Source organism: Variovorax paradoxus B4 (genome assembly GCF_000463015.1).
Classification (GTDB): domain Bacteria; phylum Pseudomonadota; class Gammaproteobacteria; order Burkholderiales; family Burkholderiaceae_C; genus Variovorax; species Variovorax paradoxus_E.
Genome location: NC_022247.1, coordinates 2,424,778 through 2,445,813, shown reverse-complemented (window position 1 = coordinate 2,445,813; position 21,036 = coordinate 2,424,778). Strand labels below are relative to the sequence as shown.

The 21,036-nt window shown below is 65.3% G+C and carries 24 protein-coding genes; 7 read left to right on the top strand and 17 right to left on the bottom strand.

Going from position 1 to position 21,036, the window contains the following annotated elements:
* Nucleotides 1-14: 14 nt before the first annotated feature.
* Complete coding sequence (gene yedA, locus VAPA_RS11345; RefSeq protein WP_021006918.1) at nt 15-941, bottom strand: drug/metabolite exporter YedA; 927 nt, start codon at nt 939-941, stop codon at nt 15-17.
* A 115-nt stretch (nt 942-1,056) separates the two neighbouring features.
* On the opposite strand from yedA, the gene VAPA_RS11340 reads away from it, so the two are divergent.
* Complete coding sequence (locus VAPA_RS11340; RefSeq protein WP_021006917.1) at nt 1,057-1,554, top strand: Lrp/AsnC family transcriptional regulator; 498 nt, start codon at nt 1,057-1,059, stop codon at nt 1,552-1,554.
* On the opposite strand, the gene VAPA_RS11335 is transcribed toward VAPA_RS11340, so the two are convergent.
* A complete protein-coding gene (locus VAPA_RS11335) occupies nt 1,544-2,182 on the bottom strand; it encodes a TetR/AcrR family transcriptional regulator (protein WP_021006916.1) in 639 nt (212 codons plus the stop codon). The two genes, VAPA_RS11340 and VAPA_RS11335, sit on opposite strands and share 11 nt — an antisense overlap.
* Before the next feature lie 72 nt (nt 2,183-2,254).
* On the opposite strand from VAPA_RS11335, the gene VAPA_RS11330 reads away from it, so the two are divergent.
* Complete coding sequence (locus VAPA_RS11330) at nt 2,255-2,782, top strand: DinB family protein (protein ID WP_021006915.1); 528 nt, start codon at nt 2,255-2,257, stop codon at nt 2,780-2,782.
* On the opposite strand, the gene VAPA_RS11325 is transcribed toward VAPA_RS11330, so the two are convergent.
* The 7 genes from VAPA_RS11325 to scpA are packed head-to-tail and all read right to left on the bottom strand — an operon-like array spanning nt 2,757 to nt 11,622.
* Nucleotides 2,757-3,248, bottom strand: coding sequence for a VOC family protein (locus tag VAPA_RS11325; protein WP_021006914.1), 492 nt, complete (start codon nt 3,246-3,248; stop codon nt 2,757-2,759). The genes VAPA_RS11330 and VAPA_RS11325 overlap by 26 nt on opposite strands.
* The gene (gene bioB / locus VAPA_RS11320; RefSeq protein WP_021006913.1) at nt 3,245-4,273 is read right to left on the bottom strand and encodes a biotin synthase BioB; all 1,029 of its coding nucleotides are present in this window, start codon (nt 4,271-4,273) and stop codon (nt 3,245-3,247) included. Before bioB ends, VAPA_RS11325 begins: the two co-directional genes overlap by 4 nt.
* The gene (locus tag VAPA_RS11315) at nt 4,273-6,321 is read right to left on the bottom strand and encodes an acetyl-CoA carboxylase biotin carboxylase subunit (RefSeq protein ID WP_041946419.1); all 2,049 of its coding nucleotides are present in this window, start codon (nt 6,319-6,321) and stop codon (nt 4,273-4,275) included. The genes bioB and VAPA_RS11315 overlap by 1 nt, the downstream gene beginning before the upstream one ends.
* A gap of 20 nt (nt 6,322-6,341) precedes the next feature.
* The gene (locus VAPA_RS11310) at nt 6,342-7,886 is read right to left on the bottom strand and encodes an acyl-CoA carboxylase subunit beta (RefSeq protein WP_021006911.1); all 1,545 of its coding nucleotides are present in this window, start codon (nt 7,884-7,886) and stop codon (nt 6,342-6,344) included.
* 40 nt (nt 7,887-7,926) lie between these two features.
* Nucleotides 7,927-8,979, bottom strand: a complete 1,053-nt coding sequence (gene meaB / locus VAPA_RS11305) for a methylmalonyl Co-A mutase-associated GTPase MeaB (RefSeq protein ID WP_021006910.1) — start codon at nt 8,977-8,979, stop codon at nt 7,927-7,929.
* Nucleotides 8,973-9,449 (bottom strand): GNAT family N-acetyltransferase, encoded by a 477-nt coding sequence (locus VAPA_RS11300; protein WP_021006909.1) that lies wholly within the window; start codon nt 9,447-9,449, stop codon nt 8,973-8,975. The genes meaB and VAPA_RS11300 overlap by 7 nt, the downstream gene beginning before the upstream one ends.
* A 10-nt stretch (nt 9,450-9,459) precedes the next feature.
* Nucleotides 9,460-11,622, bottom strand: a complete 2,163-nt coding sequence (scpA, locus tag VAPA_RS11295) for a methylmalonyl-CoA mutase (protein WP_021006908.1) — start codon at nt 11,620-11,622, stop codon at nt 9,460-9,462.
* A gap of 128 nt (nt 11,623-11,750) precedes the next feature.
* Between scpA and VAPA_RS11290 the strand changes: the two genes are divergently transcribed.
* The gene (locus VAPA_RS11290; protein ID WP_021006907.1) at nt 11,751-12,398 is read left to right on the top strand and encodes a GntR family transcriptional regulator; all 648 of its coding nucleotides are present in this window, start codon (nt 11,751-11,753) and stop codon (nt 12,396-12,398) included.
* Between the two features lie 123 nt (nt 12,399-12,521).
* On the opposite strand, the gene VAPA_RS11285 is transcribed toward VAPA_RS11290, so the two are convergent.
* Together VAPA_RS11285 and VAPA_RS34460 are read right to left on the bottom strand one after the other, a co-directional pair.
* On the bottom strand, nt 12,522-13,307 hold the full coding sequence (locus tag VAPA_RS11285) for an IclR family transcriptional regulator (protein WP_021006906.1): 786 nt from the start codon (nt 13,305-13,307) through the stop codon (nt 12,522-12,524).
* A 31-nt stretch (nt 13,308-13,338) separates the two neighbouring features.
* Entirely contained in the window at nt 13,339-13,662 is a 324-nt protein-coding gene (locus VAPA_RS34460; protein ID WP_155248069.1) for a hypothetical protein, read from the bottom strand.
* Here VAPA_RS34460 and VAPA_RS11280 point away from each other — a divergent pair.
* The gene (locus VAPA_RS11280) at nt 13,661-14,539 is read left to right on the top strand and encodes a TauD/TfdA dioxygenase family protein (protein ID WP_021006905.1); all 879 of its coding nucleotides are present in this window, start codon (nt 13,661-13,663) and stop codon (nt 14,537-14,539) included. The genes VAPA_RS34460 and VAPA_RS11280 overlap by 2 nt on opposite strands.
* 17 nt (nt 14,540-14,556) lie before the next feature.
* Here the strand turns inward: VAPA_RS11280 and dusA are convergent, their stop codons facing one another.
* Nucleotides 14,557-15,558: a tRNA dihydrouridine(20/20a) synthase DusA gene (gene dusA, locus VAPA_RS11275; RefSeq protein ID WP_021006904.1), complete on the bottom strand. Its 1,002-nt coding sequence runs from the start codon at nt 15,556-15,558 to the stop codon at nt 14,557-14,559.
* A gap of 96 nt (nt 15,559-15,654) precedes the next feature.
* On the opposite strand from dusA, the gene VAPA_RS35150 reads away from it, so the two are divergent.
* Complete coding sequence (locus VAPA_RS35150; RefSeq protein WP_051255322.1) at nt 15,655-15,954, top strand: hypothetical protein; 300 nt, start codon at nt 15,655-15,657, stop codon at nt 15,952-15,954.
* A 75-nt stretch (nt 15,955-16,029) separates the two neighbouring features.
* On the top strand, nt 16,030-16,476 hold the full coding sequence (locus VAPA_RS35145) for a tyrosine-type recombinase/integrase (RefSeq protein ID WP_051255321.1): 447 nt from the start codon (nt 16,030-16,032) through the stop codon (nt 16,474-16,476).
* Nucleotides 16,477-16,493: 17 nt separating this feature from the next.
* On the opposite strand, the gene VAPA_RS11265 is transcribed toward VAPA_RS35145, so the two are convergent.
* Both VAPA_RS11265 and VAPA_RS11260 read right to left on the bottom strand, forming a co-directional pair.
* Nucleotides 16,494-17,462, bottom strand: coding sequence for a Bug family tripartite tricarboxylate transporter substrate binding protein (locus VAPA_RS11265; protein WP_021006903.1), 969 nt, complete (start codon nt 17,460-17,462; stop codon nt 16,494-16,496).
* Nucleotides 17,459-17,830, bottom strand: a complete 372-nt coding sequence (locus VAPA_RS11260; protein WP_021006902.1) for a chorismate mutase — start codon at nt 17,828-17,830, stop codon at nt 17,459-17,461. The genes VAPA_RS11265 and VAPA_RS11260 overlap by 4 nt, the downstream gene beginning before the upstream one ends.
* 273 nt (nt 17,831-18,103) lie before the next feature.
* Between VAPA_RS11260 and VAPA_RS11255 the strand changes: the two genes are divergently transcribed.
* Nucleotides 18,104-18,493, top strand: a complete 390-nt coding sequence (locus VAPA_RS11255) for a nuclear transport factor 2 family protein (RefSeq protein WP_021006901.1) — start codon at nt 18,104-18,106, stop codon at nt 18,491-18,493.
* Nucleotides 18,494-18,842: 349 nt separating this feature from the next.
* Here VAPA_RS11255 and dmpG read toward each other — a convergent pair whose 3' ends face one another.
* The 3 genes from dmpG to VAPA_RS11240 are packed head-to-tail and all read right to left on the bottom strand — an operon-like array spanning nt 18,843 to nt 21,035.
* Nucleotides 18,843-19,898, bottom strand: a complete 1,056-nt coding sequence (dmpG, locus tag VAPA_RS11250) for a 4-hydroxy-2-oxovalerate aldolase (protein ID WP_021006900.1) — start codon at nt 19,896-19,898, stop codon at nt 18,843-18,845.
* Complete coding sequence (locus VAPA_RS11245) at nt 19,895-20,836, bottom strand: acetaldehyde dehydrogenase (acetylating) (RefSeq protein WP_021006899.1); 942 nt, start codon at nt 20,834-20,836, stop codon at nt 19,895-19,897. The genes dmpG and VAPA_RS11245 overlap by 4 nt, the downstream gene beginning before the upstream one ends.
* Nucleotides 20,829-21,035, bottom strand: coding sequence for a 2-hydroxymuconate tautomerase (locus VAPA_RS11240; RefSeq protein WP_021006898.1), 207 nt, complete (start codon nt 21,033-21,035; stop codon nt 20,829-20,831). Before VAPA_RS11240 ends, VAPA_RS11245 begins: the two co-directional genes overlap by 8 nt.
* Between the last annotated feature and the right edge of the window lies 1 nt (nt 21,036).

Genomic DNA, 21,036 nt, shown 5'->3' with positions numbered 1-21,036 from the left:
GGGGCTCAGCCCTCTTAGCTCTCTTTCGCCTTCTGCGGGCGCTTGAAGAGCAGCAGCAGAACGCCGGCCAGCACCACGGCCACCGCGTACCACTCGAAGCGCGTCACGGTTTCGTTGGCAATCCACACGCCCAGCAGCATTGCGATCACCGGATTGACGAAGGTGTAGCTCGCGGCCAATGCGGCGGGCGCCCTCGCGAGCAGCACCATGTAGGCATTGAACGCGATCAGCGAGCCGAACACCACGAGGTAGAGCCAGGCCGCGGCGGCCTCGGGCCGCGGCGGCCACACCAGCTGTTCGCCGGAGAGGGCCGAGAGCGCCAGCAGCACCACGCCGCCGCAGATCATTTCGCTCGCGAAGCCCATCGCACCGGGCGCGAGCGGCAGGCTGCGCTGGCTCAGCACGCTGCCCATCGACCAGCAGATGCAGGCAATGGAAATCGCCGCCAGCCCCGCGGGCGACGACTGGAAGCCGCTGCCCTGCGTCAGCATCAGCACGCCGATGAGCCCGAGCGCAATGCCCGCCGCCTCCAGCCGCGTCGGCTTCACGCCCCAGATCAGGTTGAGCAGCGCAATCAGCAGCGGCACCACCGCGATGAAGGCCACCACCAGCCCGGAGCCGATCGACACTTCGGCATGGGCCGTGCCGCCCATGCCGCCACCCAGCATCAACGCGCCGACCACGAGGGCATTGCGCCACTGCTCGCGCGAGGGCCAGGCGGCCCCGCGCCAGCGCATCCAGGCAGCGAGCAGCACGCCCGCGAACAGGAAGCGCGAGCCCATCTGAAGAAACGGCGCGAAGCTGATCAGCGCGTACTTGATCGCCAGATAGGTCGAGCCCCAGACCACCCAGGTGGCGGCCAGGCAGAGCCACAGCAGCGGTGGCAGCGCGGTGCGCGCGGGACCGGACGCGGCTTGGGCGGGGGATGCGAGAGTGGGCATGTCGATGTTGTCTTGTTGGTAGAGAAACGCCGTCCATGGTATGAAAGCAATCTTCTCGCAACCATGCACATTTCATGGTTCTTTGCGTTCCGTACCGTCGATTTGAAGGAGTTGCATGGACTTCACCTTGAACCCCGCGCTGGATGCCCACGACACCCGCATCCTGGCCGAACTGCAGGCCGATGCGCGGCTCACCATGGCCGAACTCGGCCGGCGCGTGCACCTGAGCCAGCCGGCCGTGACGGAGCGCGTGAAGAAGCTCGAGGCCGCGGGCGTGATCAGTGGCTACCGCGCGACCGTGAACCTCGGCAAGCTCGGCTACGGCATCCGCGCGATCATCCGCGTGGGCCGCGCCGACTATGCGCGCGTGGTGGAACTGGTGCAGCAGACGCCCGAATGCGTCAATGCCTACAACGTGACAGGCGACGACAGCTGGATCCTGGAGATCGCGGTCATCGACGTGAGCCACCTCGATGCGGTGGTCACCAAGTTCTGCATCCTCACCGAGACGGCCACCTCGATCATCCTGAACCCGGCGCGCGAGCACCAGCCGATGCTGCCGCCTCAGCGATCGGACGTGAAGCCGCCGATCAAGAAGGTGCTCAACGCGTAGACGGTTGCCGTTCGTGCACCAGGTAGGCCATGACCAGATCGACGAGCTGCCGGCGAAACGCGGGTGAAGCGACCAGCCCGGCGCGAGCCGCTGCGTGAATCGCGCCCTCCACGGCGCCCGACAGCACCAGCGCCATGGCCTGCGCACGCGTTGTGGGCTGCCGCCCTCGCAGCGCCTTCACGACTTCCACATAGGCATCGGCGTACGCCTGCTCGAAGCCGTCTGCCGCCTGCGCCTCACCCGTGTGCGCAGGCGCAAGCTCCAGCAGCGCGCGATGCAGGCCCGGCTTGCCCGCGTGCACCGCGACCAGGCCATCGACCAGCGTCTCGGCGCACGCCCTGGGCGCACCCCGGCATGCGCTGGCGGCGCGGAGGGCCGCCAGCACTTCGTCGAGATGATGCCTTCGGATGGCCTCGACGATGGCGTGCTTGTCGGGAAAGTATTGGTAGAGCGAGCCGATGCCCACGCCCGCGGCTTGTGCCACTTGATTGGTCGAGAAGCCGGCCGCGCCGCCGGTTGCAAGAATGCGAGCAGCCGCCTCGACGATGGCATCCACCGTGGCCTTCGAGCGCGCCTGGCGCGGCGCTTTGCGCATGGCGGCCGTGGGTCTGGCAATGCGAGTAGACATGGTGCAGGGGGCGAAGCGACAATGCGAGCAGATTACTCGCATTTTAATCGCAGCATCAGGAGGTTCCACTGCATGCCGTCTCGCTCGCTTCTCCAGCGGCTCTTCGCCTACCGGCGCTGGGCAGACAACGAGCTTCTGGCCTGCCTGGAAGGCCTGGACGCGCAAGCGCATGGCGCCACCAGGGACGCATCGCTGCACCTCGTTCACCACAATCACCTGGTGGACCGCGTCTTCGCCGCCCATCTGGACGGCGAGCCGCACGGCCTTGCTTCGGTCAGCGCCACCGGCACGCTCGCGCTGCACGAGCTGCGCGATCGCAACGACACATGCCTGGCCTGGTACGAACGCTACATCGACGCCGTCTCGCCCGAAGCACTGGCCGAGACCCTGTCCTTCGTCTTCACTGATGGAGACACGGGCTGCATGTCGCGTGAAGAGATGCTGCTGCATGTGCTGACGCACAGCAGTTATCACCGCGGCGAAGCCGGACGCCTGCTGGCGGCAGCGGGCGCCGAGCTGCCCTGGGACACCTTCGCCGTCTTCCTGCACCGGAGCGAACCGGCGCGCCGAAACCTCAGGGCTGGCGCGCCAGCGCGCTGAAGGCGCTCACCACCTCCGGCGGCGCCTGCACCATCTCGATCAGCACGCCCTCGCCGGCGATCGGAAACTCGTCGTTCGCCTTCGGGTGCAGGAAGCAGATGTCGAAACCCGCCGCGCCCTTGCGGATGCCGCCGGGCGCAAAGCGCACGCCCTGCGCGGCGAGCCACTCGACGGCCCTGGGCAGGTCATCGATCCACAGGCCCACGTGGTTGAGCGGCGTGGCGTGCACGGCCGGCTTCTTCTCGGGGTCGAGCGGCTGCATCAGGTCGACCTCGACCTTGAACGGCCCGCTGCCCATCGAACAGATGTCCTCGTCGACGTTCTCGCGCTCGCTCTTGAAGGTGCCCGTGACCTCGAGCCCCAGCATGTCGACCCAGAGCTTCTGCAGCCGCAGCTTGTCGGGGCCGCCGATGGCGATCTGCTGGATGCCCAGCACCTTGAAGGGGCGTGCGGCGGCGGTAGTCATGCGGCGCAACCTTCCGGCTGCTCCTGCACCTGCCGCGCATTGAGGCCGAGCTTGCGCAGCAGCACCGTGTCGGCTTCGACGTCGGGATTGCCGGTGACGAGCAGCTTGTCGCCATAGAAGATCGAGTTCGCGCCGGCCATGAAGCACAGCGCCTGAACGGCATCACCCATCTGCTGGCGCCCCGCCGAGAGCCGCACGCGCGCCGTCGGCATCGTGATGCGCGCGACGGCGATCATGCGTACGAAGTCGAAGGGATCGACCGGCTCCGAATCGGCCAGCGGCGTGCCCGGCACGCGCACCAGGCTGTTGATCGGCACCGACTCCGGATAGGGGTCGAGGTTGGCCAGCTGCGCGATCAGCCCCGCGCGGTGCACCGGCTGCTCGCCCATGCCCACGATGCCGCCGCAGCACACGCTGATGCCGGCGCTGCGCACATGGGCCAGCGTGTCGAGCCGGTCCTGGTAGGTGCGCGTGTCGACGACGTCGGTGTAGTACTCGGGCGCGGTGTCGAGGTTGTGGTTGTAGTAGTCCAGGCCTGCGGCCTTGAGCTGGTGCGCGTGGTGCGGCTCCAGCATGCCGAGCGTGGCGCAGGTCTGCAGGCCCAGGCCTTTCACGGCCTCGACCAGCACCGCCACCTTCTCGACGTCGCGGTCCTTCGGCGCGCGCCATGCGGCGCCCATGCAGAAGCGCGTGGCACCGGCGTCCTTGGCGGCCTGCGCGGCGCGCACCACCTCGTCGACCTCCATGAGTTTCTGCGCCTTCACGCCGGTGTCGAACTCGGCCGACTGCGGGCAGTAGCCGCAGTTCTCCGGGCAGCCGCCGGTCTTGACCGAGAGCAGCGTCGCCAGCTCGATGTCGCCTTCGGGAAAGTGCTGGCGGTGCACCGTCTGCGCCTCGAACAGCAGGTCCATCAGCGGCTTGTCGAGCAGCGCCTGTATCGCTTCGACCGTCCACGGGCCTTGCGGCGCCGCGGCCTTGGTGGGCCGGTGCAGCGTGACCGTCTGTTGTAAATCGTTGGCACCCATCAGTTGAACTCCAGAATGATTTGATCGACCGCGAGCGATTCGCCCTTGCCTGCCGAGATCTTGCCGACCACGCCGTCCTGCGTGGCGAACAATACGTTTTCCATCTTCATGGCCTCGATCACGGCCAGTTTCTCGCCGGCGCGAACCTGCTGGCCCGGCTGCACCGACACCTCGACCAAGAGGCCCGGCATCGGCGACATCAGGAACTTGCTCAGGTCCGGCGGCGCCTTGTAGGGCATCAGCCCGAGCAGGCGCGCGCCTTGGGGCGACAGTACCATCGCCTCGACCTGCGTGCCGTCGTGCGACACGCGCAGCGCCAGCGGGTTCTTGCCGGCCCCGCGCTCGACCTGCGCGGTGAAGGGCCGGTCGTTGACCGTGCCCTGCACGCGAATGGCACCGAGCGCAAAGCCGCTGTCGATCTTGTAGTTTTTGCCGCCCACGGCGACGGCGCTGGCGCCGGTCTTGCCATGGAAGTCGGTGACCGAAACAGGGTGATGCACGTGCTTGCCCTCCGGACCCAGCTCCACCACCACGAACTGCTCGCCCACCTTCACGCCATGGCCTTCGAGCTGCCCGCTGATGCCCGAGGCCCGCGCGCGGTAGCGGCGGTGCACATACGCCGCGAGCGCGATCAGGAACGAAGGATCGGCGTGCGGCACGTCTTCCGCATGAAAGCCGTTGCCGTAGTGTTCGGCGATGAAGCCGGTGTTGAAATCACCCGCCACGAACTTCGGATGCGCGAGCAGCGCGGCCTGGAACGGGATGTTGCTGCTGATGCCGCGGATCACGAAGCCGTTGAGCGCCTCGCGCATGCGTGCAATCGCGTGCTGCCGATCCTTGCCGTGGACGATGAGCTTGGCGATCATCGAGTCGTAGTACATCGGAATCTCGCCGCCGTCGTACACGCCGGTGTCCACCCGCACGCCGTTCAGGTGCTCGGTGTCGCTCGCGAACATGGTCTCGGCCGGCGGCTGGAACCTCACCAGGCGGCCGGTCGAAGGCAGGAAGCTGCGGAACGGGTCCTCGGCATTGATGCGGCATTCGATGGCCCAGCCGTTGCGCTTGACCTCGGCCTGCGTGAGCGGCAGCTCTTCGCCGGCCGCCACGCGGATCATCAGTTCGACCAGGTCGAGCCCCGTGATGCATTCGGTCACCGGGTGTTCCACCTGCAGCCGCGTGTTCATCTCGAGAAAGTAGAAGCTCTGGTCCTTGCCGACCACGAACTCCACCGTGCCCGCGCTCTGGTACTTCACGGCCTTGGCCAGCTGCACCGCCTGCTCGCCCATCGCACGGCGCGTGGCATCGCTGATGAAGGGCGAAGGCGCCTCCTCGATCACCTTTTGATGCCGGCGCTGGATCGAGCACTCGCGCTCGTTCAGGTAGATGACGTTGCCGTGCGAATCGCCCAGCACCTGGATCTCGATGTGGCGCGGCTCCTCGACGAACTTCTCGATGAACACACGGTCGTCGCCGAAACTGCTCAGCGCCTCGTTTCGGCACGAGGTGAAGCCCTCGAAGGCTTCCTTGTCGCTGTAGGCCACGCGCAGGCCCTTGCCGCCACCGCCGGCCGAGGCCTTGATCATCACGGGGTAGCCGATGTCCTTGGCGATCTCGACGGCGCGCTCGGCCGTCTCGATGGCGTCGTTCCAGCCCGGGATGGTGTTCACCTGGGCCTCGTTCGCAAGCTTCTTGGAGGCGATCTTGTCGCCCATGGCCGCGATCGAATAGTGCTTCGGCCCGATGAAGGCAATGCCCTCTTCCTCGACCTTGCGCGCGAAGGCTTCGTTCTCCGACAGGAAGCCGTAGCCCGGATGCACGGCCTCGGCGCCGGTTTTCTTGCAGGCTTCGATGATGCGGTCGGCCTGCAGGTAGCTCTCGCGGCTCGGGGCGGCGCCGATGTGCACGGCCTCGTCGGCCAGCTCGACGTGGCGGGCTTCCTTGTCGGCTTCCGAGTAGACGGCGACGGTGAGGATGCCCATCTTCTTGGCCGTCTGGATGACGCGGCAGGCGATTTCGCCGCGGTTGGCGATCAGGATCTTCTTGAACATGTTCTTCTTCTCCGTGCCGCTCACAGTGGGATGTTTCCGTGCTTGCGCCACGGGTTCTCGAGCTTCTTCTCGCGCAGCATCACCAGCGAGCGGCAGATGCGCTTGCGCGTTTCGTGCGGCAGGATCACGTCGTCGATGTAGCCGCGGGCGCCCGCCACGTACGGGTTGGCGAAACGCGCCTTGTACTCGGCCTCGCGGGCCGCGAGTTTCTCGGGGTCGTTCTTGTCCTCGCGGAAGATGATTTCCACCGCGCCCTTGGCGCCCATCACCGCGATCTCGGCGCGCGGCCAGGCCAGGTTGACGTCGCCGCGCAGGTGCTTGGAGGCCATCACGTCGTACGCGCCGCCATAGGCCTTGCGCGTGATGACGGTGATCTTGGGCACCGTGCACTCCGCATACGCATAGAGCAGCTTGGCGCCGTGCTTGATGATGCCGCCGTACTCCTGCCCCGTGCCGGGCATGAAGCCGGGAACGTCGACGAAGGTGACCACGGGAATGTTGAAGGCATCGCAGAAGCGCACGAAGCGCGCGGCCTTGATGCTGCTCTTGATGTCCAGGCAGCCCGCGAGCACCAGCGGCTGGTTGGCCACGATGCCGATGGTCTGGCCTTCCATGCGCGCGAAGCCGATCACGATGTTCTTCGCGTAGTCGGGCTGCAGCTCGAAGAAGTCGCCGTCGTCCACCACCTTGAGGATCAGCTCCTTGATGTCGTAGGGCTTGTTCGGGTTGTCGGGCACCAGCGTGTCGAGCGAGTAGTCGGGCCGGTCGGCCGGGTCGCCCTGGCCGTTGTTGCCCAGGCGCACCGGCGGCTTCTCGCGGTTGTTGAGCGGCAGGTAGTTGTACAGGCGGCGCAGCATCATCAGCGCCTCGACGTCGTTCTCGAACGCCATGTCGGCCACGCCGCTGCGCGTGGTGTGGGTGACGGCGCCGCCGAGCTCCTCGGCCGTGACGCTCTCGTGCGTCACGGTCTTCACCACCTCGGGGCCGGTGACGAACATGTAGCTCGAGTCCTTCACCATGAAGATGAAGTCGGTCATGGCCGGCGAGTACACCGCACCGCCCGCGCACGGGCCCATGATCATGCTGATCTGCGGCACCACGCCGGAAGCCATCACGTTGCGCTGGAACACGTCGGCATAGCCGCCGAGCGAGGCCACGCCTTCCTGGATGCGCGCGCCGCCCGAATCGTTGAGACCGATGACGGGTGCGCCGACCTTCATGGCCTGGTCCATCACCTTGCAGATCTTTTCGGCATGCGCTTCGCTGAGCGCGCCGCCGAACACCGTGAAGTCCTGGCTGAACACGAACACCAGGCGGCCGTTGATCATCCCGTAGCCGGTGACCACGCCGTCGCCGAGAATCTTCTGCTCGGCCATGCCGAAATCGACCGAGCGGTGCTCGACGAACATGTCCCATTCTTCAAAAGTGCCGTCGTCCAGCAGCAGCTCGATGCGCTCGCGCGCCGTGAGCTTGCCCTTGGCGTGCTGCGCGTCGATGCGCTTCTGCCCGCCGCCCATGCGCGCCTGCGCGCGCTTCTTTTCGAGTTGTTCGATCAGTTCTTGCATGGTGTGCTTCCGAAGCTGTGGTCCTGAATTTCGTGTGTTGTCATGGTCTGGCGGTGATGGCGGCCGCCGCAAGCAGCTGGCGCGCCGCCGTCGATGCGGGCAGCGAGCCCTCCGCCACCTGCTGGGTGAGCTGCGGCAGCAGTTCGCGCACCTGCGCGTGCTGCCTGAAGGCCTGCTTGAGGCCGGCGTCGATGCGTTCCCACATCCAGGCGGTGGCCTGTTTTTCGCGGCGCCTGGCGAGCTTGCCGTTGGCGGTCTGCAGTTGCCTGAATTGCATGACGGCATCCCAGAAGGCATCGACGCCCGTGCCCGCGAGCGCGCTGAGCTGCAGCACCCTGGGCAGCCAGAAGCGCACCTCCGCGCCGCTGTGCGCGTCGTGCACCGCGTGCGCGTGCTCCGGGTTGCCCTGGTGGCCGAAGAGGCGCAGGGCAGAGGTGATCTGTGCCTGCGCACGCGTCGCGGCGTCCTTGTCGATGTCGGCCTTGTTGATGACGACCAGGTCGGCCAGCTCCATCACGCCCTTCTTGATCGCCTGCAGGTCGTCGCCCGCATTGGGCAGCTGCATCAGCACGAACATGTCGGTCATGCCGGCGACGGCGGTCTCGCTCTGGCCCACGCCCACGGTCTCGACGATCACGATGTCGTAGCCGGCGGCCTCGCACACCAGCATGGCCTCGCGTGTCTTCTCGGCCACGCCGCCGAGCGTGCCGCTCGACGGACTCGGACGGATGTAGGCGCGCTCGTGCACCGAGAGCCGCTCCATGCGCGTCTTGTCGCCCAGGATGGAGCCGCCCGAAACGGTGGAGGACGGGTCGATGGTGAGCACCGCGACGCGGTGCCCCTTGTCGATCAGCAGCAGGCCCAGTGTTTCGATGAAGGTCGACTTGCCGACGCCCGGTACGCCCGAGATACCGAGGCGAAACGAATTGCCGGTGCGCGGCAGCAGCGCGGTGAGCAGTTCGTCGGCCTGCGCGCGATGGTCGGCGCGGGTCGATTCGAGCAGCGTGATGGCCTTGGCGATCGCCCGGCGCTGCGCCATGCCGTCCGATTCGGCGATCGCGCGTTCCAGGGCGGCGGAAGCCGGGTTCAGCACGCGTCCCCCGGGGACGTCACGCGCCAGCGGTAGTGCAGGTCGACGCCCTCTTCGCCCTCGAGCACGAAGCCGTGCCGCAGGTAGAAGCGGTTGGCATCGCTCTGCACGAGCGCGGTGAGCTTGATGTCCACCTGCTGTTCGCGCGCCTGCGACTTGGCCCACTCGAGCACCCACTCGCCGATGCCCAGGCCCTGGAAGCCGGTGCGCAGATAGAGGTGGTCCAGCCGCAGCGCATCCGCGTCCTCGGGCTTGAGCGTGACGAAGCCGATGCGCAGCTCGCCGTCGAGCACGATGTGGTGCATGAAGGGCACGACGAATCCGGCCTGCAGCCGCTCGCGCGAGCGCGCCGGGTCGAAGCGCCCCACGCGCTCCAGGCTGGGGCGCATCGCATCGACGCGCAGGGCCAGCATGGCCTCGAAATCGCTGGATTCAACCGGCTGCAGCGACAGCCGCGACAAGAGATCGCCCACGCTCTGCTTCTCAGGCCGAAACCGCCGCGCGAATCTGCTCCAGCACGTCCTTGGCGCTGGCCGGGATGGGCGTGCCCGGACCGTAGATGCCCTTGACGCCGGCCTCGTAGAGAAAGTCGTAGTCCTGCCGCGGGATCACGCCGCCGACGAACACGATGATGTCGTCCGCGCCCTGCTTCTTCAGCTCATTGATGATGGCGGGCACCAGGGTCTTGTGGCCGGCTGCGAGGGTGCTCACCCCCACCGCGTGCACATCGTTCTCGATGGCCTGGCGCGCGCACTCTTCGGGCGTCTGGAACAGCGGCCCCATGTCCACGTCGAAGCCCAGGTCGGCGAAGGCCGTGGCCACCACCTTGGCGCCGCGGTCGTGCCCGTCCTGGCCCAGCTTGGAGATCATCACGCGCGGGCGGCGGCCCTGTTCCTCGGCGAAGGCGTTGATTTCGGTCTTGAGCGTTTCCCAGCCTTCGGCCGAGTCATAGGCAGCAGCGTACACACCGGTCACCTTTTGCGTGTCGGCCCGATGGCGGCCGAATGATTTTTCGAGCGCGTCCGAAATCTCGCCCACCGTGGCGCGCTGGCGCACCGCATCGATGCTGAGTGCGAGCAGGTTGCCGGTGTTGTTCTCGGCGGCGTCGGTGAGCGCGTCGAGCGCGGCCTGCACCTTGGCGGCGTCGCGCGAGGCGCGGATCTTTTGCAGCCGCGCCACCTGCTGCTCGCGCACCATCACGTTGTCGATGGAGAGGCTGTCGATCGCGTCTTCGGTCTTGAGCTTGTACTTGTTGACGCCGACGATCACGTCCTTGCCCGAGTCGATGCGCGCCTGCTTTTCGGCGGCGGCCGCCTCGATCTTGAGCTTGGCCCAGCCGCTGTCGACCGCCCTGGTCATGCCGCCCATCGCCTCGACCTCTTCGATGATGGCCCAGGCCGCATCGGCCATGTCCTGCGTGAGCTTCTCCATCATGTAGCTGCCGGCCCAGGGGTCGACCACGTTCGTGATGTGCGTCTCTTCCTGGATGATGAGCTGCGTGTTGCGCGCGATGCGCGAGCTGAACTCGGTGGGCAGGGCAATGGCTTCGTCGAGCGCATTGGTGTGCAGGCTCTGCGTGCCGCCGAACACCGCGGCCATCGCCTCGATGGTGGTGCGCACGATGTTGTTGTACGGGTCCTGCTCGGTGAGCGACCAGCCCGAGGTCTGGCAGTGCGTGCGCAGCATCAGGCTCTTGGGGTTCTTCGGGTTGAACTCCTTCATGATGCGGCACCACAGCAGGCGCGCGGCACGCATCTTGGCCACTTCGAGATAGAAGTTCATGCCGATGGCCCAGAAGAAGGAGAGGCGCCCGGCGAAGCCGTCGACGTCCAGGCCCTTGGCCAGCGCGGTCTTCACGTACTCCTTGCCGTCGGCCAGCGTGAAGGCCAGCTCGAGCGCCTGGTTGGCGCCGGCTTCCTGCATGTGGTAGCCGCTGATCGAGATCGAGTTGAACTTGGGCATCTTCTGCGCCGTGTACTCGATGATGTCGCCGATGATCCGCATGCTCGGCCCGGGCGGGAAGATGTAGGTGTTGCGGACCATGAACTCCTTGAGGATGTCGTTCTGGATGGTTCCGCTCAATTGGTCCTGGCTCACGCCCTGCTCTTCGGCCGCGACCACGTAGCCCGCCAGCACCGGCAGCACGGCGCCGTTCATGGTCATGGACACGCTCACCTTGTCGAGCGGGATCTGGTCGAACAGGATCTTCATGTCCTCGACCGAATCGATGGCCACGCCGGCCTTGCCGACGTCGCCCGTCACGCGCGGATGGTCGCTGTCATAGCCGCGGTGGGTGGCAAGGTCGAAGGCCACGCTCACGCCCTGCCCGCCGGCGGCCAGCGCCTTGCGGTAGAACGCATTCGACTCTTCCGCGGTCGAGAAGCCCGCGTACTGGCGGATGGTCCAGGGACGCACCGCGTACATCGTGGCCTGCGGGCCGCGCAGGTAGGGCTCGAAGCCGGGCAGCGTATCGGTGTACTTGAGCCCCTGCAGGTCGGCGGCGGTGTAGAGCGGCTTCACAGTGATGCCGTCCGGCGTGAGCCAGTCGAGCGCGCCCAGGTCGCCACCCGGCGCCGACTTGGCGGCGGCCTTGGCCCAGTCGTCGAGGTTGGCAGGCTTGAAGGTGGGTTCGGGTGTGCTGCTCATGAGGGGCTGTTTCGCAGTGTCTTGCAGGGTAGTCGCAAATTCGCCTGCAAGGATTTGCAAGCCGGCCGAGAGTCTAACCGATCCTGTAATTATTAATTCAAACTCGTTTTTGCGGTACAGTCCGCCCCATGTCCGCCGTCACCCTTACCCCCCGCGCCCTCTATGAAGAGGTGGCCGAGCTGCTGCGCCAGCGGATCTTCCGCCGGGAGCTCGAGCCGGGCAGCTGGATCGACGAACTCAAGCTGGCCGAGGAATACGGCATCAGCCGCACGCCGCTGCGCGAAGCCCTGAAGGTGCTGGCGGCCGAAGGCCTGGTGACGATGAAGGTGCGGCGCGGTGCCTACGTCACCGAGGTGTCCGAGCAGGACCTGGCGGACGTCTACCACCTGCTCTCGCTGCTGGAAAGCGATGCGGCCGGCGTGGTGGCCGAGCGCGCCAGCGATGCACAACGCGCCGAGCTGAAGGCGCTGCACGCCGAGCTGGAAGCGGCAGGCGCCCCCGGCAAGGAAGACCGCGAGCATTTCTTCGCGGTCAACGAGCGCTTTCACATGCGCCTCCTGGCCATTGCGAACAACAAATGGCGCGACCAGATGGTGGCCGACCTGCGCAAGGTGATGAAGCTCAACCGGCACAACTCGCTGCTGAAGGCGGGTCGCATTGCGGAGTCGCTGGCCGAGCACCGGTCGGTGATGGCGGCCATCGAAGCCCAGGATGCCGCGGCCGCGATGGCACGGATGCGCGAGCACTTCAAGAACGGCCTTGAAGCCGCTAATTAGGCTCTCCCCCAGTCTTCGCGCACTTCGTGTCGCGCGCGCCACCCCCTTCCGAGGGCAACGCCGGAGGACCGGCGAAGCCGGATCCTCGGTGTTTCACGAACAGATTCGGGTCGGCGCCGCGGGTCAGTCGGTGCTGACGGTTCCAGTTTCCTGGGAGATTCGCTGGGCTGTTTCCAGCAGCCTTGGGGCCACGCGGCCGAGCATCACGTCCTTGGGCAGCAGGTAGGCGGGGCCGCCGCAGCTCACGCCGTAGCGCTCGCCGCGCGGGCCTTTGAGCGCGAAGCCAAGGGCGTGGATGTGCGGATGCCATTCGCCGAACGAGCTGCAATAGCCCAGTCGTGCGTATTCGTCGAGCCCGGCCATCAGGCGCGGTTCGATCGAGGACCAGTTCTCGCCGCTTTCCAGGCGGATCTGCTCCAGCACTTCGGCCCGCTCGGCAGCGGGCAGCGCGCCGAGATAGGCGCGGCCCGCGGCCGAGGTGGCAATGGTCATGCGCGAGCCGACCTCGATGCGCGAACTGATCAGTGCGGAGCGGGGGCGCAGCGAATCGATGATGAGCATGTCGAGCTCGTCGCGAACGCCCATATGGACACTGGCGCCGGCAAATTCGGACAGTTCCGCAAGATGCGGCCGGGCCACCGTCCGCAAATCGAAATGGCGAAGGTAGCGGCTGCTCATGTCGAGCAGCGCCGGCCCGAGGCTGAAGCGGTCGCTGTCCTGCGACTGCTTCAAGTAGCCCGCGGCCACCAGCGTGGCCGTGAGGCGGGACACGGTGGCCTTGGGGATGCCGGTGGTTTCGGCGAGGTCGCGATTGCTGATGGGTGCGGCTGCCATTCCGATGACCTTGAGCAAGGCCAACCCCCTGGCAAGCGCGCTGACTTCCTCTTTGCCGCCAATCGCGTCATTCATGTATCCAAACCCTTATTCTTTTGATGTTCGTTCATTCTTCAGCAAAAAACGATTGACGCACCAGCACTCGGGAATCATTGTTTCGGAACAATGTTCCATTTTCATAAAAGAACGAGGCCGTACGCACGCGGGGTGAAGCCCCTTCTCCCATCACAGGACCGGCGCCTGCTCCTGCTGGCGGGAAGCGGCCTGGCGCTGTTCGGGTTTGCGGCCCCGAAGTCGGGGCGTCCACGCCCGCGCAATTCAACGCGTTCGTCCAGAACGAGATGAAACGCTGGTCGCGCGTGATTGCCGCAGCCGGCATCCAGGCCGAATAGGCATCGCTACTCCCATCCTCATTGGCAAGACCGCTCATGTCCCTCGAACTCACTCCCCTGCACCCGTTCTTCGCTGCCGAGGCACGCGGCATCGACATCGCGCAACCGCTCTCGCCTTCCGAGGTGAAGCAGATCAATGCGGCCATGAACCAATATGCCGTGCTGGTGTGGCGCGGACAGCCGCTCACGGGCCGCCAGCAGATCGACTTCGCCAAGTCGTTCGGCCCGCTCGACCTGGGCCTGAAGAAGGTCTTCAGGCGCCCCGAGCGGCTCGAGGACGAACGGCTGATCGACATCTCCAACGTCGATGCGGAAGGCAAGGTGGCGCGCCGCGATTCGCCCAAGAACCTGTCGAACTTTGCCAACCAGCTCTGGCACAGCGACAGTTCCTTCCAGAACCCGCGTGCCGCCTATTCGATGCTGCATGCGCTGGTGCTGCCGAGCTGGGGCGGCAACACCGAGTTCACCGACCTTCGCGCCGCCTACGACGCGCTGCCCGAACGGACCCGGGCGGACATCGAGGGCCTGCGCGCCGAGCACTATGCGCTGCACACCCGCATCCTGCTGGGCGACGAGGCCTATACCGACGACCAGAAGAAAGCCATTCCGCCGGCCGTGTGGCCCCTGGCGCAGACGCATCCGGGCTCGGGACGCAAGCTGCTGTTCGTGGGCGTGCACGCGCGCGAGATCATCGGCTGGCCGGTGGCCGAGGGACGCATGTTCCTTTCCGACCTGCTCGAGCATGCAACCCGGCGCGAGTTCGTCCACACGCACGAATGGCAGGTGGGCGACCTCGTGATGTGGGACAACCGCAGCACCTTGCACCGCGGCCGGCGCTACGACATCGGCGAGCGCCGCGAGCTGCGCCGCACCACCATCAAGGACGTGCCCGAGGCCACCCTGATGGCAGCCTAGGCACTGCGGCCCAGGTCTCAGGCGGCCAGCGCCACGGGTTCGTGCGCCAGCGCCATCACCTCGTGCGGCGGGCGCGTCTTGAGCCGATGGTCGCTCCAGACCTGGCGCCAGCGCCGCGCGCCGGGCAGGCCGTTGCGCAAGCCCAGCATGTGCCGCGCGATCGACGACCATTGCGTGCCGTGTTCGGCCGCCTCGCGAACCATGTAGTCGCACATCAGCGATTCCACGTCCTCGCGCGTCAGCGGCTGCGGCGCGGCGCCGTAGAACTCGGCGTCCCACTCGGCCAGCCACCAGGGGTTGTGGTACGCCTCGCGGCCAACCATCACGCCGTCGAGCAGCCGCAGATGCTCATGCACCTGCGCGTTGGCCGAGATTGCGCCATTGATCGAGAAATTCAGCTCCGGGAACTCGTGCTTCAAGCGGTGCACGAGTTCGTAGCGCAGCGGCGGAATCTCGCGGTTCTGCTTCGGGCTCAGGCCCTGCAACCAGGCATTGCGCGCGTGCACGATGAAGGTCTTGCAGCCGGCCTCGCTCACCGCACCGACAAAGTCGCGCACGAACTCGTAGCTCTCGATCTTGTCGATGCCGATGCGGTGCTTGACCGTGACCGGCAGGCGGGTGGCGTCGACCATGGCCTTCACGCAATCGGCCACCAGCGCCGGCTCGGCCATCAGGCAGGCGCCGAAGGCGCCGCGCTGCACGCGCTCGCTGGGACAGCCGCAGTTGAGGTTGATCTCGTCGTAGCCCCACTCCTCGCCGAGCCTGGCGCAATGCGCCAGGTCGGCCGGCTCGCTGCCGCCCAGCTGCAAGGCCACGGGATGTTCTTCCACGTTGAAGCGCAGGTGCCGGGGGACGTCGCCATGCACCAGCGCGCCGGTCGTGACCATCTCCGTATAGAGCAGCGCATGGCGCGACATCAGGCGATGGAAGTAACGGCAATGGCGGTCCGTCCAATCCATCATCGGAGCGACGGAGATGATTTTCTCTTTTAAATTCAACGACTTAGCGATATCATTCATACACTTAGAACCCCTTCGTGTGCACGCTCGTGTGCACTCCAGAACGCCCGAATACGCCCCATTTCGCCCTGTCGGTGCACACATAGCGCACACGAAATGCCCACCTTCAAGCAGCTTCCGTCCGGCAACTGGCGCGCGCAAGTCCGCCGCAAGGGTGTCTACGCGAGCGAGACCTTTCGGCGGCACAAGGAAGCCCAGGAATGGGCTCTCGCGACCGAGCGCCGCATCGATCTGGGCGAGCCCGCCAGCCGTTCAAAGACCAAGGACCCGACCACACTTGACGACCTGGTCGATCTGCATGCCACCGACATGAAGGAGGTGCTGCGGGCGCCCCGGCGCTCCAAGGCCTTCACCCTCGATGCGCTCAAGACGAAGCTGGGCAAGCTGAAGCTGTAGGACCTCACGCGCGAGCGGCTCATCCAGTTCGGCAAGGACCGCGCCAAGGAAGGCGCCGGTCCCGTCACCATCAGCATGGACATCGGCTACATCAAGCTGGTAGTTTCTCACGCGGCGGCCGTCCACGGGGTTCGCGTTCAGGTCGAGCCCATCGATCTGGCCCGCATCGCGCTCAAGCGCCTGGGCCTGGTCGGCAAAGGGCGGGAACGGGACCGCCGCCCTACCCTGGACGAACTGCAGGCGCTTGCCGACTACTTCACCAGCAATTCACGGCAGATCATCCCCTTGGGCCGAATCATGCGGTTCGCCGTCGCCACCGCGATGCGCCAGGACGAGATCTGCCACATCCGATGGGAGGACATCGATGCCAAGGCTCGTACCGTGATCGTGCGTGATCCGTCGCATCGCATGTCTCCGGCCGAGTTGCTCGCGCGCGATGCCCAGCGTCGGCAAACAGGGCTCAGAGTTCAAAGCTACATTGAGAGCGAGAGGCTTACATTTGCTGGAGATCAGCATCGCTGAGGAATTGCGCAGATAGTTCAGTTGTCGGGTTTTAGGCCTGCGTGTTCGATCACCGGCTTCCAGCGGCGGAGTTCTTCATTCATGAAGGCCGCAAGTTCCTGCGGCGAACTGCCCACGGCGTCGAAGTATGCGGTCTGCAAACGGCGCTTCGTGTCGGGATCCTTGAGCACGGCGGCGATCTCGCTGCTCATGCGCTGAACCAGCGCGGGCGGCGTGGCCTTGGGCGCCATGTAGGCGAACCATGGCACGGCCTGGATGTCTGGCACGCCCGATTCGCGCAGTGTCGGCAGTTCGGGCAGCAGCGCCGAGCGCTCGGCCGAAGTCACTGCCAGCGCCTTGAGGCGTCCGGCCTTGGCTTGCGGCATCACGGCCACCGGCGGCAAGCAGGCGTAGTGGACGTCACCCTGAATGACCGCGGTGGTCGCCTGGCCCGATGATGCGTAGGGGATGTGCACTGCAAAGGACTTCGTCTTGAGCTTGATCAACTCAACGCCCAGATGCGAGATCGAGCCGCTGCCCGTGGACGCGAAGTTGTACTTGCCAGGATTGCGCTGCATGGCAGCCAGCCAGCCCTTGACCGAATCTACGCCCATCTCGTTCGACACGACGCAGACGTTGGGAGTGGTCGCCGCGAGCGAGACCGGCACAAGGTCACGGAAGGGGTCATAAGGCAGGTTCTTGAAGAGCACCGTGTTGTAGACCAGCGGTGCATTGACTGACAGCAGGAAGGTGTAGCCGTCGGGTGCGGACTTCGCCACCAGGTCGGTGCCGCTGTTGCCGCCTGCCCCCGGCTTGTTGTCCACGATCAAGGGTTGCCCGATTCGACTCGCGAGCTTCTCGTTGACGATGCGTGCGAGGATGTCGGGTGACGAGCCGGCGGCGAAGGGAACGACGATGCGAACCGGTCGCTGCGGCCAGTCCTGTGCAGCGGCGTGGGTGCCCATCAACGCGAGCGCGGTGACGGACCAGCACAGGACTCCGTTCATGGTTGCCCCCCATCGATCTCGATCATGTCTTGGTGGTGCCGCTGCTCGCGTGCGATGAAGCCCGCGATCAGGGCGCGGTAGCAAGCTTCGACAACCTCGGGATAAGCACCCGTTTCGTCGGCGAGCCGCTTGACCTTGTCGATCACCTCCTGCTGCCGTTGCGGCGCCGAGACCTGGAAGCTATCGCGCTTGAAGCGAGCTGCATCCTTCACGTAGCGGCCACGCTGCGCGAGCAGCGCGACGATTTGCGCGTCAATCGCATCGATGCGCTCACGTACCTGCGCCAGGCAGTCGGCCAGCGGAACGTAGTTCGGATCGCGGAATCGGCGTAACGGCGGTTCGTGGGGATTAGGCTCTTGTCCTGTCATGCGATGTCTCCTGTTGATAGTTCTGCAACTGGCCGATCGGCCTCTTCACATGCGAATGATCCGAGCTTGGGAACCATTGCTCAATAGAACTTCGCGAATACACATCATTGCGGAGATCAATGAGTCCAAGCGGTCGGGTCTGCCGTGCATCTGCGGTTCGACAGTACCAAGGCATGTCCAAAAATGATTACTTCTTCTCCGAGAGTTACCGTGACTCGGCTCGCCCACGCTTCGACAATCATCGGCAACGACACATCGAAAGGAAAGAAAGCCATGTCTCAAATCGATATCGCAAAAAACTACATTCGCGCGGCGCAATCGGGTGACCAAGCCCTCCTCGCCAGCCTCATCTCTCCTGATGTTGTCTGGCACCAACCTGGCAAGAACCGGTTTTCCGGTACACATCGCGGGATGCCCGCCGTCGGAGCCATGCTCGGCGGCATGATGGAGGTATCGGGCGGAACTTTCACCATTTCCCGTGCTGACCACTTCATGGAGAACGCCGATTGGGTCGCTATCAACATTGAGTTCAAGGCCAAGCGCGGTGGTGCGGAACTTGAACAAGCGGGAGTAGATCTCCTGCGCATCGAGAACGGCCGAATCGTCGAGGTCCGCCTATTCTCAAGTGATCAGGCGCTTGAAGATGCATTCTGGGGAACCTGAGAAATGCTCAGCAGAGTGTGAAGATCGCCGGCAAGACGACTGCCACGTAAGCGGCCGGAAGCGGCTTTGCGGAAAGCTCACCTTCTGCAATTCGCCTTCGCACCAGATTCCGCGACGCGCACGATAAGTTCAGATATCGAGGGGACTGCACTGCAATAGACCGGTGTCGTTCGCTCCTTGAATACGTACCCAACTCTTCCCTATCAACGCGCCGCGCAGACGAGCCGCAGACCAGCGTTCTCGTGGGTTGCCGACCGGGCAAGCGCTCGCGCGACTGCGTTTCCAGAGATATGAGAGAGAAACTTGCCCCCATGGCAACGTCAAGCGACTTAGATCATCAGTGCACGCCTCACGAACTAGCGAATGCAGCGGAACTCTCGGCGACCGGAGAACTTTCACCACGCTTGCGCAAGAGATCGAGGGCAACATCAACAATCATGTCCTCCTGACCGCCCACCATCCGGCGATGCCCAAGTTCCACGAGGATGTCGACTGTTTTCAATCCGTACTTTCGGGCCGCCGCTTCGGCGTGGCGCAGGAAACTCGAATACACACCGGCATAGCCCAGGGCGAGGGTCTCACGGTCGACCCGGACGGGCCGGTCCTGCAGGGGCCGAACGATGTCGTCAGCGGCGTCCATCAACTTGTACAGGTCGGCGCCATGGAGCCAGCCCATGCGACTTGCTGCAGCGATGAACACTTCGAGCGGGGCATTGCCCGCCCCTGCGCCCATGCCCGCCAGACTGGCGTCCACGCGGTCGCACCCCTCTTCCACCGCGACGATGGAGTTGGCCACGCCGAGGCTCAGGTTGTGGTGTGCGTGGATTCCGGTGAGTGTTGCAGAGTCCAAGACGTCTTTGAGTGCACGGAAGCGGTCGCGAACGTCGTTCATGTTCAAAGCGCCGCCGGAATCGACAACATAGACGCAGGTTGCGCCGTAGCCTTCCATGAGCTTGGCTTGCTGCGCAAACTGCGCGGGTGCGGTCATGTGGCTCATCATGAGAAAGCCGACCGTGTCCATGCCCAGCTTTCGCGCACACTCGATGTGTTGCCGGCTGACGTCGGCCTCGGTGCAGTGCGTCGCGATACGCACAACTCTGGCGCCAGCATCGTAGGCAGCCTTGAGATCATGGACGGTGCCAATGCCTGGCAGCAGCAGGGTCGCAACCTTTGCCCGTTTCACGACGCTGGCGACCGCTTCGATCCACTCGACATCGGTGTGGGCGCCGAAGCCGTAGTTGAAACTGCCGCCCTGCAGCCCATCACCGTGCGCGACCTCGATCGAGTCCACGCCGGCCTCGTCCAGCGCCTGTGCGATCTGGCGCGCCTGCTCGACGCTGTACTGATGGCGCACGGCATGGCTGCCGTCGCGCAGCGTCACGTCCGAGATGTAGATCTTCTTCATGCTGTCGCCCCTTCCAGGATGCGTTCGGCCATGCGCTCCGCCGTGGCAAGCGCGGCGCTGGTCATGATGTCCAGGTTGCCCGCATAGGCGGGGAGGTAGTGGGCGGCACCCTCGACCTCGAGAAAAATAGTGGTCTTCAGGCCGGAGATGCAACCAACGCCGGGCACCTTGAGGTTCTCCACGCGATCGAACTGCACTTGTTGCTTCAGGCGATACCCCGGCACGTAGCGATTCACCGCAGCCACGGTTTCTTCCACGCTCGCGGCAATCTGGCGCTCGTCCGCGGCTTCGCTCAGCGTGTAGACCGTATCGCGCATGATCAGCGGCGGGTCGGCAGGATTGAGGACGATGATCGCCTTGCCCTTGCGAGCGCCGCCGACCACTTCAATGGCCTTGGCCGTGGTTTCAGTGAACTCGTCGATGTTGGCGCGCGTGCCTGGGCCCGCACTCTTGCTGGAGATCGAGGCGACGATCTCCGCATAGTGGACCTTGGCAACCCTGCTGACCGCGGCGACGATCGGGATCGTTGCCTGGCCGCCGCAGGTCACCATGTTGACGTTTATCGCATCCAGGTGTTCCGTGCCGTTCACGACGGGAATGCAGTAAGGCCCGATGGCGGCCGGCGTCAGGTCGACACAGCGAATGTTCGGCTTGTGCTTGCGCAGGAATGCGTCGTGCATGGCATGGGCCGAGGCGGATGTGGCATCGAACACGATGTCGACTTCTTCGAATACCGGAAGCCGCGCAAGCCCGTCGACACCTTCGTGCGTGGTGGCGACACCCATTCGCGCTGCGCGGGCGAGACCATCGGAAGTGGCGTCGATCCCCACCATCGCACCCATCTCGACGTGCCGGCCGTGGCGCAGAATCTTGATCATCAAGTCCGTGCCGATGTTCCCGCTGCCCAGGATGGCGGCTTTGAGTTTACGTTCAGCCATCGCTGGACTCCTTGCTGGGTGGTGATTTGGGAACGCCTCCAACGCCCCAATGGGCGCCCGGGACTTCCTGCAGGATGACGCGGATGGATTCGCGCGGAGCGGCCGTCGCATCCACCGCGGCATCGGTGAGGCCGCGGATGAGCGCTGTCTTGGTGTCCGCGCTGCGGCCTTCGATCATGGTGACCTGGATCAGTGGCATG